Annotated in this window: 12 protein-coding genes; 2 read left to right on the forward strand and 10 right to left on the reverse strand. The window is 56.0% G+C overall.

The genetic code is table 11. The annotated features are described in order from the left end of the window. Positions 1 to 32: 32 nt before the first annotated feature. The 7 genes from APH34_RS22145 to APH34_RS22175 form a co-directional block, all read right to left on the reverse strand. On the reverse strand, positions 33 to 2,867 hold the full coding sequence (locus tag APH34_RS22145) for an ATP-binding protein (protein WP_054902927.1): 2,835 nt from the start codon (positions 2,865 to 2,867) through the stop codon (positions 33 to 35). 103 nt (positions 2,868 to 2,970) lie between these two features. After that, complete coding sequence (locus APH34_RS22150) at positions 2,971 to 3,552, reverse strand: hypothetical protein (protein WP_054902928.1); 582 nt, start codon at positions 3,550 to 3,552, stop codon at positions 2,971 to 2,973. Continuing rightward, positions 3,536 to 4,579 carry an ATP/GTP-binding protein gene (locus APH34_RS22155; RefSeq protein WP_054902929.1) on the reverse strand — a complete coding sequence of 348 codons (1,044 nt, stop codon included), beginning with the start codon at positions 4,577 to 4,579 and terminating at the stop codon, positions 3,536 to 3,538. The genes APH34_RS22150 and APH34_RS22155 overlap by 17 nt, the downstream gene beginning before the upstream one ends. 12 nt (positions 4,580 to 4,591) lie before the next feature. After that, positions 4,592 to 7,480 (reverse strand): DUF1156 domain-containing protein, encoded by a 2,889-nt coding sequence (locus tag APH34_RS22160; protein WP_054902930.1) that lies wholly within the window; start codon positions 7,478 to 7,480, stop codon positions 4,592 to 4,594. Beyond that, positions 7,481 to 8,536 (reverse strand): hypothetical protein, encoded by a 1,056-nt coding sequence (locus tag APH34_RS22165; protein WP_054902931.1) that lies wholly within the window; start codon positions 8,534 to 8,536, stop codon positions 7,481 to 7,483. 157 nt (positions 8,537 to 8,693) lie between these two features. Continuing rightward, the gene (locus tag APH34_RS22170; RefSeq protein ID WP_054902932.1) at positions 8,694 to 12,227 is read right to left on the reverse strand and encodes a helicase-related protein; all 3,534 of its coding nucleotides are present in this window, start codon (positions 12,225 to 12,227) and stop codon (positions 8,694 to 8,696) included. 117 nt (positions 12,228 to 12,344) lie between these two features. Beyond that, positions 12,345 to 12,908: a hypothetical protein gene (locus tag APH34_RS22175; protein WP_177337047.1), complete on the reverse strand. Its 564-nt coding sequence runs from the start codon at positions 12,906 to 12,908 to the stop codon at positions 12,345 to 12,347. 244 nt (positions 12,909 to 13,152) lie between these two features. On the opposite strand from APH34_RS22175, the gene APH34_RS22180 reads away from it, so the two are divergent. Then, on the forward strand, positions 13,153 to 14,028 hold the full coding sequence (locus APH34_RS22180) for a WYL domain-containing protein (RefSeq protein ID WP_054902933.1): 876 nt from the start codon (positions 13,153 to 13,155) through the stop codon (positions 14,026 to 14,028). Between the two features lie 55 nt (positions 14,029 to 14,083). Here APH34_RS22180 and APH34_RS22185 read toward each other — a convergent pair whose 3' ends face one another. After that, on the reverse strand, positions 14,084 to 14,737 hold the full coding sequence (locus APH34_RS22185) for an inovirus Gp2 family protein (protein WP_054902934.1): 654 nt from the start codon (positions 14,735 to 14,737) through the stop codon (positions 14,084 to 14,086). A 303-nt stretch (positions 14,738 to 15,040) separates the two neighbouring features. After that, complete coding sequence (locus APH34_RS22190) at positions 15,041 to 15,241, reverse strand: AlpA family transcriptional regulator (RefSeq protein ID WP_009408457.1); 201 nt, start codon at positions 15,239 to 15,241, stop codon at positions 15,041 to 15,043. Positions 15,242 to 15,685: 444 nt separating this feature from the next. Between APH34_RS22190 and APH34_RS22195 the strand changes: the two genes are divergently transcribed. Further along, entirely contained in the window at positions 15,686 to 16,537 is an 852-nt protein-coding gene (locus APH34_RS22195; RefSeq protein WP_054902935.1) for a hypothetical protein, read from the forward strand. Between the two features lie 97 nt (positions 16,538 to 16,634). Here the strand turns inward: APH34_RS22195 and APH34_RS22200 are convergent, their stop codons facing one another. After that, positions 16,635 to 17,834, reverse strand: a complete 1,200-nt coding sequence (locus APH34_RS22200) for an integrase arm-type DNA-binding domain-containing protein (protein ID WP_033999474.1) — start codon at positions 17,832 to 17,834, stop codon at positions 16,635 to 16,637. Between the last annotated feature and the right edge of the window lie 210 nt (positions 17,835 to 18,044).

Genomic DNA, 18,044 nt, shown 5'->3' on the forward strand with positions numbered 1-18,044 from the left:
GACGTCAACCAGGACGCCCGCCGCGAATAGCTCTACTCAAACTCGTAAGTATTCACCTTCAGCACGCTGCAGTTTTCTTTGACCGACCGCTGCACTGAGTCATCAAAACCAGCCGTGCTGCTGGCCTGGATATCGATGGAGATGGTCACGTTCACGCCGTGCTTAGCCGTGAACTGCTGAATTACCTCATCGACCAGCGTTGCAAACTGCATCTTGGCCTTGACCGGGTCCAGCTCGGCGCTGGCATAGAACTGCGTCGGCAATGCCTTAGTCACTGGCACATCGACCGAACCCGACGAACCGCCCACCGCACCAGCACCAGCACCAGCAACTGTACCGCCGGAGCTGCCGGTAGGAGTGTCATGGATCAGATCTCCAGGCGACTGCATCGTAGACGTTGCACTAGCCGCAGCCTCCTTGGCTCGGAGTGCCTCGGCATAGTCCGATGCCGCGCTTGGTTCGATTAGCAGACAAGATCCATCGAGAATGACCGAGGTTGGCTTGCCGTACACAAAGCCCGGATAGCGGTCGCCTTCCTTACCTTGCGCAACGCCGAAGAAGTCCTTGCTCTGTACACCTTGATTCAGCGTGCGCGCGAACACCTGATCGTCACGCAGGCGCGGCAGGTACAGGTAGCAGCAGGTTTTCTGCCACACATCCAGTGCGCCAGCCTCAGCCACTCCGTCCTTCCAGAACCAGCGTTTGAGCATGTTGGAAAGATGGATCGGCGCCCACTCGGTGATCAGCAATTCGTTTTCCCGCAGAACCTTTTCGATCTCCTGGGACAGGCTCGAAGCGCCCGGATTTATGGCATAAGGCTCCCAAACGATCTCAGTCAAATTACTGGCATGTTGCACAGGCGCCAGCAGCCATTTCCAGGTTTCGCGCAGGGTACGATTCAGCGTCTCGCGGGCCTGCTCCAAGCTGGCTGAGGCATTTTTGGCCATCAGGTTATCTAGGGTAAGGCGGTTGTCCTTGTAATCGCTGACGATGGATTCCCAGGCCAATACCGAACGCGCGTGATCCTTCAAGCGACTAACGTTGTCGGCATCCGCAGCCAGGAAAATCAGGCGATTCTGCTTTTGCCGAGGCTGCTCACCGCGATTTTTGAGGATCTCCAGCGCTTTTATCAGCGCCGCGTTCGGTCCAGTTTTGCTGTAGGGCGCGCTAGGCGCCAACACCACCAAGCGCAGTGTCCAGTCATCTGGAACGTCCGAACTCTCATTGAATGGATGTACGAAGAATGAGTTGTTCCCAAACCCCTTCAAACGATCCTTTAAGATCGGGAACACATCCTCACGATCCTTGAAGCGCTTCTTACGTTCCTCCATCTCGCGACGCAGGTTCGGACGCGTGTCGAACCAGTAGCGACTGTTGGCACTGTTCAAGTAATGCAGCTTGTCACCCAGGCGGCGCAGTGCATCCTCATACAGGCCCAGCTGCTGCTCCGGCTGAGCACTACCCAGCAACACGCGCTCAAGCTCGATACCGCGAACAAGCTGGCTGGAGGTTGTCGGCGCACTACCGAGGAAAATGGTACGCGCCGTCCGACGACATGCATGCACAGCGCCAAGACGTGCATCGTGGTTTTCGATGGCGACGGTTTCGGCACGCGGTCCGTCGATATCCCGATCCACTACCGGATCCCAGCCTGCTGGCAGGTAATAGGTGAACTCGTTGCGGGTGTCGGTATCCGCAAACGGTAGGCTACCAGCCATGATCAACGGATCGTTGTTTCCGTCTTTCCAGAGGCTGTAGATGATCTTAGCCATCATCTTCAGCACGCCACGGGTGCGCTGGAAGTTATCGAGGCTCGACCAGTCGTCATAGAGCCGGTCAAATACCTCAGGATGAATGGGGTAAGCCTGCTTCAGGCGCTCGTAGTAATGGCTTTCCTGGGTTTCAGACGGGAACTTGCCGCTATGGGCAATGTAGAAATCCGCGAACTGACGGCACACCTGCTCAGCAGCAAGTTGGTCATTGATTCGGCTGAACAGGCGGCGACGAACGATCTCGAACGCCTCCTCAGTCGCCACCGGCTTCCACAGTGCCTGCACACGACCGAAGTAGTGCGACAGTGCCTCCAGGGCGCGCACTCCACGCTGGCTGCCAGCTTCTTTTTCGGACTCAGGCAGCGAGGCCAACATCACCGCCGTCGGCACAGCCTTGAGCGCCTCAGTCAGCGCCTGGATAAAGGTCAGGTTGGAGTCGAAGGTTCCGCCGGCGAGCGAAACGCCTTCCTCGAACTGACGGATATAGGCCACCAACTCGTCCACCAGGATCACGCATGGTGCATAACGGCTAAGCAGCGTCACCAGCATATCCTTGCCCGGCGATGTGCCAGACAGGTCGGCGTCAGCGACCAGCGTATAGCCCTCTTCGCCACCCAGCTGCCAGGCGAGCTCACCCCAGAGCGTGCGCACAGCGCAGCCCCCGTGCTGTACCGGCTGATTGGGGGAGGACTTGATGCCATCCAACACCGCTACCCGCGCAGGTGCCAGCTCGGTGACACCGGCTTTGTTCAGAATAGTCCCAACACCCGGCATCTCACTGGCCGGCACCTTACCCTGAGCGAGGTGATAGACCGCCAGCATGGTGTGGGTCTTGCCGCCGCCGAACGCCGTCTGCAACTGGATAACCGGATCCCCGCCCTTGCCGGACAGCCGCTTGACCACCGAATCCAGCAACAGGCGCATGCCCTCAGTGATAAAAGTTCGCTGGAAGAACAGCTTCGGATCTTGATACTCCGCTGCCGCCGTACCGGTGTGCACTCGCGTGATATCCGCAGCGAACTCAGCCTGAACAAAGGTGCCGCTACGCACGTCTTCGTGGGGTTCGGCGATCAAACGCCAGGGTTTCAAAGTCATTCTTTTGCTTCCTCGATTACCGGGGCAGAGCCAGGCGCTCCCTCCCCATGCGCGTCCTTTACGGCGCAAATAATTCAGCCACGCACAGCACCGCGAGCGACGTTCAAATTCTTGATACCTGACAGGCCAGGCCGGCCACACGCCCAAGGTCATTAACCACCAGGCCCTGAAGCCCATACGGCAGTAATGCCCTATTCAGCTTCTGCTGCAGACGTTGGGCTAGACGGTTGAAATCGGCGATGTCCCAAGTAAGCAACAAGATCACGCTAAATGGCATCCCCTGTTCGAAGACGGCCACATAGGGCTGCAACTCGGCCTCTCCCTGGCGCTTTGCGGCAAGCACACTGACCAAAGTACTGCGCAGCTTCTCGATCAGTTCATCGATGATGAACGGCTTGGCGCGTGTCAACCGCACACGGCTTTCCAGCCCTTGTGATTTGACCCATGTACGCGCCTGCTCTACCTCCTGCGGCTCAGCGGGTGACATGCGCGGGCGGTTATCTTGTTCAAACCCTTCACAGTCCTTGATCTCAATCCACCAGTGCTGACCAGAATGGGTAGCGAGAACATCCACCGCCTGATGATGACCAAATCGCTGGCGATGCCAGGACGTGTCATCAAACTTGAGCGCCTGCCAGCCCGCCGGGAACGTCAGACGCAGACCATCTTCAACCAGCTGCGTCATGGGATATCTCCATTTCCCTGTCGTACTGGGCCAGTTCCTCATCCAACGCAACGAGGCAATTCAGCTCTGCCAGGCTATCAACCTGCTCACACTGCACCTGCCTCGCATCATCGAGTGACAGACCGATATAGCACTGCGCAACAGGCTGCTGACGCGAAAGCAGATCCAGTTCCTTGAGTAAAAAGTAACTATGCGTGGCGATAAACACCTGAATTCCCTGCCGGCAGAGCGACATGATGCTGGCAGCGATCTTGCGGATCAGCCTTGGATTCAAGTTGGTTTCCGGCTCGTCCCAGAACAGATAGCCCTGCTCCAGCAGGGTGCCGGTAGCGATCAAGCGAGCCAGCATGGCCACTTTGCGCAAGCCCTCGGCAACCAGCGGCATTTCCATCTTGCCCCCGCCGGGTACCTGCAGGTAGAAACGCCCGCTGGGCGTATCCACCACGACCTTGCCGCCCATCACCTCTTCCAGCGGTTGCAGCAGGCCGGCGGCCACTGCCTCGCGCTTGCCTTTCAGCGCCGGCTTACCTAACAGCGAAACCGTATCGCGCCAGCTTTCCTCGAAGGGCACATGGTGGTTGTCGTACAGCGGTACGAACCAGGGGCACAGGGTGAGCAGCTCGCGGGTCGGTAGGTAGACCGGCGACAGCTCAAGCCTCGTCGTCGGCAGCACGTCAATCTGTACGCTACTGCTGGAACGGGTAGACAAGCTGATGGCCAGATCCTGCTTTTGCTCCTGCATGGAGAGGGCAACCTCACAGCGATCATGTCCCTGGCGGCGAGTGACCAGCCGGCCCAGGGCATCCGCGCGGAATACCCCCACCAGCTTGTCAGCACATTCCTTCTGCAGCGTCGTCTTGTTCAGCTCCTTGCTGTCGGCCTGCAACTTGAGCAAGGCATACAGCAGCTTGAGCAACTGGCTCTTGCCGCTGCCATTTTCGCCAACCACCACATTCAGGCCAGGAGCAAACTTGTACTCGCCGCTGGGCAGCGGGCCGAAGTTTTTGATCGTTGCGCTTTTGAGCATGGTGATATCCCTTTAGATGTCCAACGCAGCCTGGCTGCCGATGTGGCCAGCGTCCTGGCTGGCTTGTTCGATGCCGAGCCACGCCCCCTGCAGTTCGTTGTAGGCGCGCGCTTCATTGGCCCAGCCTTGACGCTCACAGAGTGTGTAGAGGCGATAGGTCAGCGCAGTGAGGCCAGCGGTTTTGTCGGGCATGCGCGCCAGTAGTTGACCCGCGGCGGTTTCGCCGTCCTGATTAAGGGCGCGGATCAACTGGTGCAGGGCTTCCCACACGGGCAGGCGGATGTCGTCTTCCGGCGACCAGTCGCGGGGCATTTCTGCCCACTTGAGCAGACGTAGATTGCCATTGGCACTCTCCACTACACCGGCATCTACCAAGCCGTTGACGCTGGTACCTTTGGCACGGGCCAGCACGTCGGCATCTCCGTATTTGCCCTCTGCCCAACCATGCTGCTCGAACCACGCAAGGCAAAACTGAGTGTCGTGGTCGAAGTCGTCTTCGCCGACAAAGCGGTTGATCAGTTGAAGCGCGCTGCGCACGCTCATAGGCGAGCCGTCAGCCTCCAACACAGCGCTGTACTTACTGAACACCTCCATTCCAGGGCCAATAATCGCCTGCGACAGATCCACCGGGGCTACCGGTGAGTTGATACCTCCACGAGTCATATCCAGGAGTGCGTCCGGCAAGGTGGCATTGAGTTCGCGGATAAACTCGCGGCGCGAGATTGCCGGCGCATTGGCGGCACGAGGACGGCAGACCAGCACGATACTTGAGGCCAGAGCATTCATGGCAACTTTAACGCCCGTTGGGCGCTCAGTACGCATTGGCCAAGTGCCCGTGAGTGCGAACCCAGCCTTGAGTACAGCTGCCAGGAAAGTTTCCCAGCCAGTACTAGAGGTGCCAGTAGCCGCCTGAGTTTCAGCTTGTTTAAAGGCATAGTAAATGGTGACCGGGAAGGCTGGATGAGCCTGCTCAGCCAAGTTATGCATGGCTTCAGTCATACCATCAAGAAAGAAGGATTCAGCCTTGTCCTTACTTCCATGCCGATACGGCGTAGCCACCAACTCCTCTGCCTTGGGTACGGCCAAGGTGGCGTACAGATTGGGGAAGATTGGTCGCAATGAGCGACGCAACCAGACATAAAAAAAGTCTGACAGATCGGCATAACCGATGTTGTCGTAGTAGGGCGGGTCAGTCGAGATCAGTTTCCCAGCGCTAACGCTCTGATTTTGAGCATCAGCTTGCGTTACAAAGCCAGGGTTTGTAGAGAAATCAGACAGCACTTTACTCATTGACGCGGTGGTAGCTGCGAAGTCGCCAGCAGCACCTGCAAAAGGGTTAACCTCAGGAAAATCCCAAGCCATTGGAATTGCTTGGCGGCTGAAAAGGTTCACACTCTGCTCTCGACTCTGAGACCATACAGCCAAAGCATTCACTGTGTTGGTAGTTCTGCTAATAGCAAGCCCTAAATAAAGCCCCACCGCTTGTGCATAAGCAGTGGCTGCTACGCCACCTTGATCCAGTCCCATCCCGTCATCAGCCATGCCAGAAGCCAGCGCATCCTCACGCACACGGGAAATCACCTCCTGCACCAAATCCGAGAGGGTAGTTAGCGCGACCAACTGGCGACAGGTGAATAGATCGCCGAACTTGCCGAGTCCATAGTTCGGTGTTTTGAAGTCACGCGGATTGTTGGGTAAATCCATTTCAGGAGCCCACTCGGGTTGGGCTGACTGCGCCACGTCAATCTGGGCCTGCACCGGCGACAAATAGACCCGACCACGACTTCCCTCCGCTACGATCGCCATCAGCCGCTGGCCCATTCGACCAGCCTGACCTTCGGCCCGGATATAGCTGTAATCAACCGGCACGCCAGACAACAAACAGATAAACGCACTGCGCTTTCCGGCCGTGGTTCCGGCCTTGGCTGACTCTGGTGGCGTCCCCATACGAACCTCGAACCGATAGCTATCGCCATCAATCACTGGCTCGATGTAGGCCTCCTTGCCCACCTTGCTCGAGAGAACAAATGTACCGGCTAGGGGCACTTCGGTATGGCTAAACGCCGGGTTGGGGCTTTTCACGGTCCGCGCCCATAGTGAAGCGATAACAGTAAGCTTATCGCCCTGGTACTGCGCCAGATCCGGCCGCTCAGCGACCATCTCCGCAGTGACTTCAATCTGCGGGTACAGATGGCCTATACGTTTCTGGGCCTCTTCACGCATCCAAGCGCCATAACGGCGCACATCCTCTGCCAATCCTTTGGCACCCGACCAATCCTCAAAGGCATCACGGGTCGCGCGCTTCTTACCGCCCTTGTCGGCATCGATTTCCGGCCCAACCGGCGCACAGCCAGCGAACTTAGGCGGAATCTCGATCATCGCTTTATTGATGGTCACCGCCACCGGGTTGAGGTCGGAGGCGTAGCTTTCCAGCCCCAGGCGCTGCGCCTCCAGCGGCAGTGCGCCACCGCCAGCAAAGGGGTCATGGAAGCCCGGCAACTTCTCCGGGTTAAATAGCTCGGCGGCCTGCGGGTGGCCCTTGTTCAGCTCGCAGGTCTCGCGCCAGCTCTTCCATATTTCTGCTCGCGCGCGCGCCAGCACCTCTTCGTTGTTGGTGTTTTCCCACTGCACCAGCTCTTCGATGATTTTGAACAACCGCTCGCGTTCGGCAGCGGCCTTTTCCTTGTTCACCCCACGGCCCAGATGGCGCTCGTAGCCGGGGTCATTCACCATCTGCGCAAAGATCACCGCCCGCGCCGCCGCCAACGGCCGCCGCGCCCACCAAAGATGCAGGGTGCTGGGGTGGCCATGGCGGATGGACTTTTCACGAGCAGCCGCGGCGTTGATCGCGTCCAGCGGCAAAGCGACTTCGATGAGTTTTTTCGGGGTTTTGATATTCATTTAATCGTCATTCTCCCAGCCTGCTCTGCCATCGCAATGGCTGCAGCCTGTTAAGTAACTGCCATCCATATCCCCGGTATTTGGGGTATTGCACCATTCACATTGCTCAAGGTGATCCGAGAGCTCAAAGCAGTTGGCGCAAAAATACATATCGTCTAGCCGGACAACTGTCTGATACCCCTCGCAGGTACCGCAGTTGGCCAGCTCCCAGCTATCGTCACCATCCTTGATGGCGCTGTGTATTGCGTCATGATCGGCCAGTGCATCTACCAGGTGCTCAGGCTCAATTGCTCCATGACAGTGATCGCAGGTCGCATACCCTTCATTTGCGACAACGATGGGTTTGTCGCAGTGTGGGCAGTCGATCTCGACTTGCGTTCCGGCGTAGTCACATACGCGGCAAGACACCGTTTTGATCTGATCGTGTATTTCATCCTGAGGGATGGCGGCCTTGAAGCCGCAGGCGCTGCAACTCGTAGGTTTTCGGCCAGCTTTGCGCGCAGCATCCAGCTCGGGCTTGAGTGTCTTGAGCTTGGTGCTCAGATACTTTCGGTGCTTTTTCATCGAGCGATCAGCTTGTGAGATTTCTACCTGAAAGTCTCTGAAGTAGGCGCCCCAACGGATCAAGAGGCGATGGAGATGGAACCAAGAGCGGCAGTGCTCCGCGACGATGAGCTCTTTGGCTTGAGCATCTTCTTCCATGTCGGCATGGAAGAAGTGGATCATCTTGTTGCGGTGATTGGCCAGTGCTCGAAAGCTAGTGAAAGCTTCGCTACCGATGTCTTCACCCGCGACATCACGAATCCGTGCTCGTGCCTCATCCATCGTAACCGAGGCAAAATCTCCAGCCATGAATTTGGCGAGATTGGCTTGCTCTGGTTTGGCAACGATCAGTGACCAGTGCTCCCTCATCAGGCGCGCCTTGAGCAACATCTCCACAGCAGCGCAGAAGTGGATCACCGAATATTTGGGAGAATTGTCGAACTCGTCTATCCCCCGCTCCAGGAAGTCGAAGGCGTTCCTCGCGAGTGAATCGAATATATCGTGCTGCTTCATCTGGCCCGGGCCTCCAGGCGTGGCTGGCTGTAACACGCTCTCGATTTAATGTGAGCGGCCCTAGCAGTCCCGGCGTCCCCTGACTCAGCATATTTTTGGCAATCCGCCTCAAAGCCTTCAAAGCACCGGTAGTTGCTCAAGTGCCGCCTGGAGCATTTCACAGGCTTTGCTCCGGCCGGATCGCACGGCCTAGCAGCTCCTGGAGGTCATAGTTGACGCTGGCTACGCCGAACTCCGGCTCGCTCTTGAACGGATGCTTGATGTAGTAGGGGCCGTCTGTCTGATCGCCATCCACCAGCACGATGGCGAGGATGTATTTCTCGCCCTGGTTGTAGCTGGAGAAGATCTCGTTCTTGGTGACAGTGACAGTGGTTGAGCCCTTGACGCGCCCTTTGACCTCGATATGACGGTCATCCCTGATGCTGCCATCAGAGGCAACCGGCGGGCGCGCAGTGATATCCCAGCCGCACTTCTCGGCAGACACATCCCTGACGCTGTGTCCTAAGGCCTGCTCGGCTGCGATCACGGCATGCATGGCGGCCCACTCGATACGCGAGCGCGCCTCTGCATCTGCACAAAAAGCAGTATCACCTTGGCGCTGAGCCAGCAGACCCGCAGGAATCACCAGGGCTCCGCCAATCACCACAGGGGTGGCAGAGCTGACCTGTTGCATGGCTTGCAGCTCACGAGTGCGCTGATCCAGTCGGGCTGTCAGCTCCTCATAGCGGCGACGTGCATTTTCCGGCTGCATACGCGGCTGTTTACCGGCAGCCACGTCATCGCTGAGCTTGAGGTAGCGATCTGACCAGTAGTTGATTTCCTTGACCAGGCGCTCATGGACAGCCGCCAGCACGCGCTCGGCCTGGCGCTGAATGCGGGTCTTCACTTCACTGAAGTGCTCGGGCACCAGTTGTTGCGAGGCATGCTGCAGCGCGAGATTTTCCAGGTTCTGTTGCAACCAGGAGGCACTCAGCACGCCCTGCACCAGAGCGAGCTCCTCCGGCTTGATCGGCAACAGATCAAGGTGCGGCGCCCAACCCGCATTGCTGCTTTGGCCCTGCGGGTCGATCTCCACAAACTGCAAACGGCGCGAAACGATTTTGGGCTGGTCATTAGTGTGGCTCGCACTCTCACGCACGCTGTGATCGAGCATGAACAGCACTTTGGGGATCAGACTGTCGTCATTGGGGTCGACCAGCACTGAGCCCTGCTTGAGCTTGCCGCGATGGGCACTGAGGGTGATATCGGTCAACGCCTGCATCAGCGGATGGCCGGGGTGGATCAGGTCCGCCATGGGCTTGCCCGGCACACGCACCTGCTGCTTCTCGAAGCAGATGCGCTCGTACTGCTTGAGCACAGGCGTGCGGGTTTCACCGATTACGCGGTCACGCTCGCGCAATGCGGCCGGTACGTGACGAATCTCATAGCGCGCAGGTTCGCGATTTCGCAACTCGCCGCCAATGCTGGTGAAGGCTTCATTGAAGAAAGCGCGGATGAAATAGGGCTGCAGCTTGCGGGCTTCGGCCTTCTCCATTTCTTCTTTGACAGCATACAGCTGGTCGAGGCTCATGTGCTGCTCGACCAGCGCGTTGCGCCGAAGGATTTCACGCAGGTGCTCGGTGTCCAGCGCCCCTTCGATGACCTGGTTTTGCCGTGCTCGTACTTCGGGCGAGTCGCCATAGCGAATGGCTTCGATCAGCAGATCCTTGAGCGATACGTTGTCGAACGCCTCGCCCAGGATGTCGAACACTTTGCCGCCCAGCGCCTGCTTTTCGATTTCCAGCTTCTCGAACAGCTTCTGGAACACTTCACCTTCACGGGTTTCATTGGCGACAATGTTCCATAGGTGGCAGACCTGATCTTGGCCGATACGGTGAATACGGCCAAAACGCTGTTCCAGGCGGTTGGGGTTCCACGGTAAATCGTAATTGACCATCAGGTTGGCGTTCTGCAGGTTGACGCCCTCACCCGCCGCATCGGTGGCGATCAGCACCAGCACGCGCGGGTTGTGGCGAAACTCTTCCTGCACCTTGCGCCGCTCGTCACGGTTGGTGCCGCCATGGATGGTGACGATGGCCTGCGGATCCCCCAGCATGTCGGCAATGCGCCTGACCAAGTAATCCAGCGTGGCGCGATGCTCGGTGAAGATGATTAGCTTGCGGCGACTTTCGCCGCTGTACATCTGAGGGGAGTCCTGCAATAGACAGGACAGCTCTTCCCACTTACGGTCACTTCCGGAAGCCACCAAGCGCTGGGCCTGCTGTTCCAGGCCCAGGAGCAGGCAGATTTCAGTTTCCATCTCTGCGATGGTTTCAGCAGCACTGGCCTGGTCAACTAATTGGTCGGCGTACAGCTCGTACTCGTCTGCGCTGAGTTCGTCTTCCATATCATCGAGGTTGTCTGGCACCTCGATGCGTTTTTTTACCAGGTACTCGCCCAACACACTGGCGACACCGCCACCGCGTAGGTGCAGCTTCTCTTCCTCGACACGATTCTCCAGACGCTTGCGGCGATTGCGCAGGGACTGATAGATCGCCTCAGGACTTGAAGCCAGACGGCGCTGCAGTTGTGTCAGAGCAAAGCCGACGTTGTTCTTACGCTGACCATCGAGACGATCCGCCAGGTTCATCTGGTTGCGCACGTACTCTGTCACATCGTGATAAAGCGCCGCCTCCTGATCAGACAGCGAGTAATTGGCTGTGTAGGCGCGCCGCTCCGGGAACAGTTTGGTGCCGTCGAACTTGAGCAGCTCTTCCTTGACCATGCGCCGCATCAGGTCGGATACGTCAACCTTGTGGGCACCCTCGCGGAATTTGCCGTAGAAGCGGTCGCCATCGAGCAGCGACAGCCAGATCTGGAAGTCTTCTTCCTTGCCGTTGTGCGGGGTGGCAGTCATCAGCAGGAAATGACGGGTTATCGAACCGAGCAGCTCGCCCAGCTCGAAACGCTTGGTCTTGTTGACCTTGTTGCCGAAATAGTTAGCCGAAAGCTTGTGGGCCTCGTCGACGATGATCAGATCCCAGTCGGTATTTTTGAGCTTGAGCTGATAGTCCTCGTTGCGCGACAGCTGGTCGAGACGACAGATCAGCAGGTTTTGCTCTTCGAAGTAGTTGCCGGTGGCACACTGTTCCTGCTTCTCACGGCTGAACACCTCGAACTTGATGCCGAATTTCTCCAGCAGTTCGTCCTGCCATTGCTCGGTCAACGAGCCTGGCGACACCACGAGGATGCGCCGAGCATCGGCACGCATCAGCAGCTCGCGAATTAACAGACCGGCCATGATGGTCTTGCCAGCACCTGGGTCATCAGCCAGCACAAAGCGCAACGGCTGACGCGGCAACATAGATTCGTAGACGGCGGAAATCTGGTGCGGTAGCGGGTCGACGTTGGAGGTGTGCACCGCCATCATCGGATCGAACAGGTGAGCCAACTGGATGCGCCAGGCCTCTAGGGCCAGCTTGAAGTCGCCTCCTGGCGCATCGAAAGCCCAGGCCTTGCCGGCCTGGGCAAGTTCAAGACGGGGCTCATCGTCACGAAACAGCATCTGGTCGCCGTAGCCGCCCGCACTCTTCTGGTAGACGACGCTGATTGCCGAATCACCGACCTTGTCGACACTGACAATCTTGACCACCTCGTCGCCATGCAGGCCACGAATCTGGGCGTCTTTTGTGATGTCTTCCAGCTTGACCATTTAAGCTTCCAGATAATCGTCAAATTGGTGAGTTTACTTGGATATGACAGACATCGACACTCGATTCGAACCCGCCAATCTAGAAGCCTGAGCGAGCATTAAATGCTTACCAGCCGCTCATCGAGCATCCGGCACACATTCCTTGGACATAGGCGTTTTTGCTATATCGCCGCGCCCCGTGCACAACAGACTGATGCGCATGCCGCTTTGCAGCCCAGCAGCGTAATTGGCGTGCGCCTCATCCAGTTGAAACTGAGGTTCCATGAACTGGTTTACCCCACCACGTAAGGTGACGTAGGGGTTGCCAAACAGATCTGTGTTGATGGAGTCCACCACACCTGTGACCTTGAAACGCTTGCCCTTAAACTGCTGATCCGCCGCGACGGTGTTGCGGTCGTAGGCCTGAGCCAGTTGCTGGGCGGTGTATTCGTGCAGAGGCTCCTCAGGTAGGGCCACCTTGGCCGGCTGACTCTGAGTCCTGACCGTAGCCTCTGGCCGGGAGGTGCTGTGCTCGCTATTGGCCATGCCGAACAACATTAGCGCCAGCCAGGCAAAGCCAATCACACGGCTGGTGGTGCTGTGACCTGAGCGCAGCAAAAACCAGACGAAAATGATCGGGAACAGAAAAATACCCACGCCGAGCCAGAAGCCAACATTGCGGCTGACCAGAGTGTGTGGCACGGCTTGAGCTGGGCGGCCTGATTAGCGATAGGCGCTCCGCAGTGTGGGCAAGCCGCCGCCTGGTCGCTTGCCATGCGATCGCATTCTTCACAGTTGATCAATGCCATGTTGCTACTCCTTGATTGTTCTTCCCGGTTTGACCGGCGCTGTTGGCTTGCTTGTGCCAATCAAGATATGTAGCGTGACCGGACGTATCTAGAGTGTTTGCCTGTACAGGTAAAGTTTTCGAGCAGATGGAGTAGCTATGAAACGCAAACAATCAATCGAGTCCGTGCGCTGGGATCTGGCCCTGCGCTATCGCCTCATCGAGACAGTAGCTTGGTGGGAGGGCCGCCTGACCACCAATCACCTGATGCAGAGCTTCGGCATCAGCCGTCAGCAAGCGTCGAAGGACATCAACACCTACCTCAGCGAACATGCGCCGAAGAACCTCGAATATGACAAGCATTTGAAGGGGTACGTCCCGAGCCGCCGCTTCCAACCGCTGTTCATCGACGACAGCGCCAGTGCCTATCTGCACCTGCTCAACCAGAACCACGAGCGCGCCCCGCATATCGAGGGCCTGGCACTGGCATATGCACACACCGAGGTGCTCGACGTGCCGGATCGCTCGGTCCGCGCGCAGTTACTGCGCCCACTGCTCAAGGCCTGCCGTGAAGGCCTGCGCCTGGAATGCGAGTATGTGTCATTCAGTACCCCGGACGGCGAAACCCGGCTGATCGCGCCACATACGCTCATCTACACTGGCATGCGCTGGCATGTACGCGCCTACTGCGAGAGGAACCGCGATTACCGCGACTTCGTGCTCAGCCGCTTCCGTGGTGAACCCACGCTGATGGATGACCTGTCAGGCCACACACGCGAACTGGATAGCGGCTGGAACACCCGACTCGCTGTCATCATCGAGCCGGACTCGCGCCTGAAAGCCGAACAGCGCGCCATTATCGAGGCTGACTACGGCATGCAGGATGGCCAATTGTTAATCGAAACCCGTGGCGCCCTGGTGCAATACGTGCTGCAGCGTTACCAGATCGACCCAACCAAAGTGCACGCCAAAGCAACTGCTCAGCAGATCGTGGCCGCCAACCTAGATGAACTACAGCCTTGGCTGTACCAATGAAGCGCATTGAGGCCTGACTCAATGCGCCCAAACTAGACATGCAAGGCAGCGGCTATCAGAGCCTGCTTGCACCGAAACCATGCTGGCCATTCCCATAGACCTTAGTAGCGACCTTACAGAGATAGCTGGCTCTGTAGAAAAAGTCAGCCTGGCTCTGTGGATCGTTACGAAGCAGGCAATAGGTTGGGTTGGCAGGTATCTCTACCAGCCCCCTAACGCCTTCCACTGGTAGCCCCAAAGCACTTGCCCAAGCCTGAGTAAGTCGGTTGAACATGTTGTCTCTCCCTGGCTCGAATTTGCCCAGAGAATTGAAGGCTTCGAAGTTCAGCAAAATAGCCATGTGATAGTGGGGCCTGCCATACAGCCCTACTTCCCGTGCCCATACAAATCGTACATTGCTGCCATGCGCATACCCGTTCTCTTGGCGTGCCATATGCCGATTATGACGGATCTTCGCCTTGAGGGACTCGACAAAGCGCTCTACTACGTGATTCGAATAGACTTCCGGCAGATCTATTCCAGCAGGAAACCTCAAATCAACCCTAAAAGCAAAGACCCTCGAATATTGCTGAAGCGCATTTTCAATCGTGTTATGCAGCCTTTCCAGATACTGCTGAACAAACGGACCCTTATCACCCTGAATAGGCAGACCACAGTAGTCTGCCCCATGATGAATCTTCAGATTGTGATTTGCATGATGACGCTGCATTGCTAGATACCTCGCTGTTGATTACATAACCTTCTAACAGCGAGTAATTTTTAACAGACACCAATACACAAATTATCAACAAGCACTGTAAGTGCTTGCCATACACACAGTCACACCAGAACAAGACAAGTTAAAGCATACTACCAATACCGAGAACCGAAACACCAAAATACAGAACAAACAACACACACGTCATGGCATACACCGCAATAAGCCACAAAAATCTCACTCCGGGAAAATATCACCATGACCGGGCGTGCCCGGTCATGGTGATAGCCAAATACCCTTAAACCAGCCTTGCCTTCACGCCATAGCGACTTCTTGCAAGTCTCGTTCTGACACTCTTTCCAGGATCCACTCAGCTACCTCACTCTCCAGCCAACCCACACTCCTCCCGCCCAAGGGAATTGGCTTCGGAAACCAGCTTTCAGAAACATACTTGTAAATCGTGGAGCGCCCAAGGCCAGTCATCTCCATTACCTGCTGCAGTCGAATCACTTTCATGATGAGCTCCTAATTTGACTCATCAGATCTGGCTTCCCCGTATTTATTTACATGCCGCCAGGTATCGACCCGGATAACAGACACCCCATTTCACAACCCCTGAACCGCCCCAACATTCCTCCGCCCTCGTCTTTCTCCGCCGCACCCAGAAACAAAAGCTCCAGCAGACTGCGCCCGTCTAACGACTGACTGGACAAGCTCGCTGCGCAGCGTGCCGTCACGCGCTGCCTGGAGTCAGTCTCTTAGTCCTCGACAATCTGATGCTTTTTTCGGTGCGAAAAGCCATTCAGGGCTAGATCCCCCCTGTAGATCCTGATGTACACTGAGATGAAGCTTTAAAAATACACTAGAAAACAAGTAGAAAACCTCATGAAGACGGCATGAATCCCTCACAAAAACCACTATTTTTCTACTAGAGATTATCCTTTCAGAAAGAACCATCCCATGACCAATGCAATCAATGACAGGCTTCAGAAGACGCTCAACGGACTCAATGTCGATAGCAGACTAGGCAACTGGCTATGGCACTTTCTAAAAGGACAAGCCCCACATGCCAACCTGGGTGAACTCGGCAGCCCCGGCATGCGAGACCGCATAGCAGACCTCATCCAAAACACCCCAACAGGCGCAGAATTTGTTGAGGCACAAAGCGCCATGTCCCTGCTGCCCGAGAAAGATCTAGAGTGGATAACAAATAACAAGAGACAGAACTTATTCGTAGCCAGAAAATTAATTGAGAAAAACGGGAACTATCCAATAATTGGAACAACCACCCTGTCAGGCAGACCACTAACCATTACAACAATTGACATATGGACAGTTGAAATAAGCCAAAAACTATGGCTGGCAAATCAGATAAAGTTTGAATGGGAGCAACATTCAAGCTCAGATCACATATTCAAATGGCTAGATGGCGCCGACGCCACACAAAAACTAGAAACAGCCTGGGAAATAACAAAAAGCAAGCACCCCATGCTGACATTCCAGCAAAGCATTCCAAAGGAAAAAGATGACTTTATAACTCTACTCGACTCTCAATTCATTTCCATACACGAAAAAATATTGCTAATGGACTCCATCAAAAAACGGTGGAGCCAAAACAAATACAGAGCCAAATTAACAGGCAAGAAGCAGTACAACTTCATCCTATCCGACAAAGCAATTAATCGCCTTGATAAGTTAGCCGAGAAACACGACTTAAAAAGAACCGAAGTGCTGGAGATACTGCTCCAGATGGAAGAAGAAAAAGGAACTTACATTCAAGAAAAGAAAAGCATCACAAAAGGAATAACTTAGCCCATCTCAACTCAATCGAACCAAGCAGGTGATCAGCCATAAGAAAATAAAAACCCAATTAGATCGCATCCAGAAATCAGAAATCAGAAATCAGAAATCAAGGAAGAGTCTTGGCAATATTTGCGTCAATATCATCAGCCCAAGCCTGCATCATCTGGCGCCGCTCTTCCAGATATTCCGCTTGGTTGTAGCTTGCGCGCACTTTGTTTCTCTCGGCATGCGCCAACTGACGCTCGATAACATCTGAGCGGTAGCCCATTTCGTTCAGCATTGTCGAAGCTGTTGCGCGAAATCCATGAGCCGAAAAACCGATACTGTCTTTACCATTGAACCCCATGCGCTCAAGCGCTCGATTCAATGTCGTTGCTGTCATACATTCGTTCGGTTTTCGATAGTTTGGAAAAAGCAGCCGACGACCACCAGTATGGGCATGCAGTTCACGCAACAGATCCACGGCCTGCCTGGATAACGGAACGATGTGCGGCTCTCGCATCTTCATGCGCTCTGCAGGAATACGCCACTCTGCCCGATCCAGATCGAATTCACTCCACTCCGCCTTGCGGAGCTCTACGGTGCGAACAAATGTGAACAACATCAGACGCAGTGCGATCACCGTAGTCCTGTAGCCGCCGTATTGTTCCAATGCTCTGAAGAACTCAACTACCTGCTCACGACTGAGCGGCTTGTGATGCTGCACCCTGGGCCGGTGGATAGCGCCTTTCAGGGCTGCCGCCGGATCGGCGTCGGCGCGCAATGTCGCGACGGCGTACCGAAAGATTGCCGACGACCACTGCCTTACGAGCAGAGCCACCGTTGCAGCGCCTCGGGCTTCAATCCGACCGAGAATGTCCAACAGATGCGCGGCAGATACATTGCGTATCGGCAGCCTCCCCACGAAGGGGAAGACGTCGGCCGCCATGGACCTCTCAACCTGCCGCAAGTAGTACGGAGTCCAACTGGGAGCTTTCTTCTTGATCCACTCGCGGGCAACTGCCTCGAATGTGTTCGCATTGGCAGCGCTGCTAGCCAGTCGCTCAGCCTGCCGGTTATGCGATGGATGGATGCCTTGACGAATCAGAGGCTTGGCCTTTTCCCGCGCATCACGCGCATCCGCCAAGCCGATCTGCGGATAAGCACCGATAGCAAAAACGTTTTCCTTACCGCCTATGCGATAGCGCAAACGCCATAGCTTGGTACCGGTCGGCCGAACCTCCAAGTACAGCCCACCACCATCGGTGAGCTTGAGGGGTTTATCGCCAGCCTTAGTGTTGCGGATTTTGGCATCGGTTAGAGGCATGGTGCGGGTATCCGTACATTGATACCCGCAACGATACCCGCATTATCCATAGATGCCAACGGACGCCATGGACACCAACGAACGTGAAAGCCTTTAAAATAGAGGGACTGGGAGGGAGGCGTAGACGTCAACGGACACCAAAAGAAGCCGATGCCGCTTATCGATCATCAGTAACATCAGGCGGAACCTCTAGAATCTACTGACTTTAAA

The organism is Pseudomonas sp. NBRC 111131 (assembly GCF_001320525.1).
In the GTDB taxonomy this organism is placed as follows: domain Bacteria; phylum Pseudomonadota; class Gammaproteobacteria; order Pseudomonadales; family Pseudomonadaceae; genus Aquipseudomonas; species Aquipseudomonas ceruminis.

What these genes read in the sequence shown, in the direction of transcription:
- APH34_RS22145 (WP_054902927.1), bottom strand. Translation starts at nt 2,867, where the DNA reads ATGACTTTGAAACCCTGGCGTTTGATCGCCGAACCCCACGAAGACGTG.
- APH34_RS22150 (WP_054902928.1), bottom strand. Translation starts at nt 3,552, where the DNA reads ATGACGCAGCTGGTTGAAGATGGTCTGCGTCTGACGTTCCCGGCGGGC.
- APH34_RS22155 (WP_054902929.1), bottom strand. Translation starts at nt 4,579, where the DNA reads ATGCTCAAAAGCGCAACGATCAAAAACTTCGGCCCGCTGCCCAGCGGC.
- APH34_RS22160 (WP_054902930.1), bottom strand. Translation starts at nt 7,480, where the DNA reads ATGAATATCAAAACCCCGAAAAAACTCATCGAAGTCGCTTTGCCGCTG.
- APH34_RS22165 (WP_054902931.1), bottom strand. Translation starts at nt 8,536, where the DNA reads ATGAAGCAGCACGATATATTCGATTCACTCGCGAGGAACGCCTTCGAC.
- APH34_RS22170 (WP_054902932.1), bottom strand. Translation starts at nt 12,227, where the DNA reads ATGGTCAAGCTGGAAGACATCACAAAAGACGCCCAGATTCGTGGCCTG.
- APH34_RS22180 (WP_054902933.1), top strand. Translation starts at nt 13,153, where the DNA reads ATGAAACGCAAACAATCAATCGAGTCCGTGCGCTGGGATCTGGCCCTG.
- APH34_RS22185 (WP_054902934.1), bottom strand. Translation starts at nt 14,737, where the DNA reads ATGCAGCGTCATCATGCAAATCACAATCTGAAGATTCATCATGGGGCA.
- APH34_RS22190 (WP_009408457.1), bottom strand. Translation starts at nt 15,241, where the DNA reads ATGAAAGTGATTCGACTGCAGCAGGTAATGGAGATGACTGGCCTTGGG.
- APH34_RS22195 (WP_054902935.1), top strand. Translation starts at nt 15,686, where the DNA reads ATGACCAATGCAATCAATGACAGGCTTCAGAAGACGCTCAACGGACTC.
- APH34_RS22200 (WP_033999474.1), bottom strand. Translation starts at nt 17,834, where the DNA reads ATGCCTCTAACCGATGCCAAAATCCGCAACACTAAGGCTGGCGATAAA.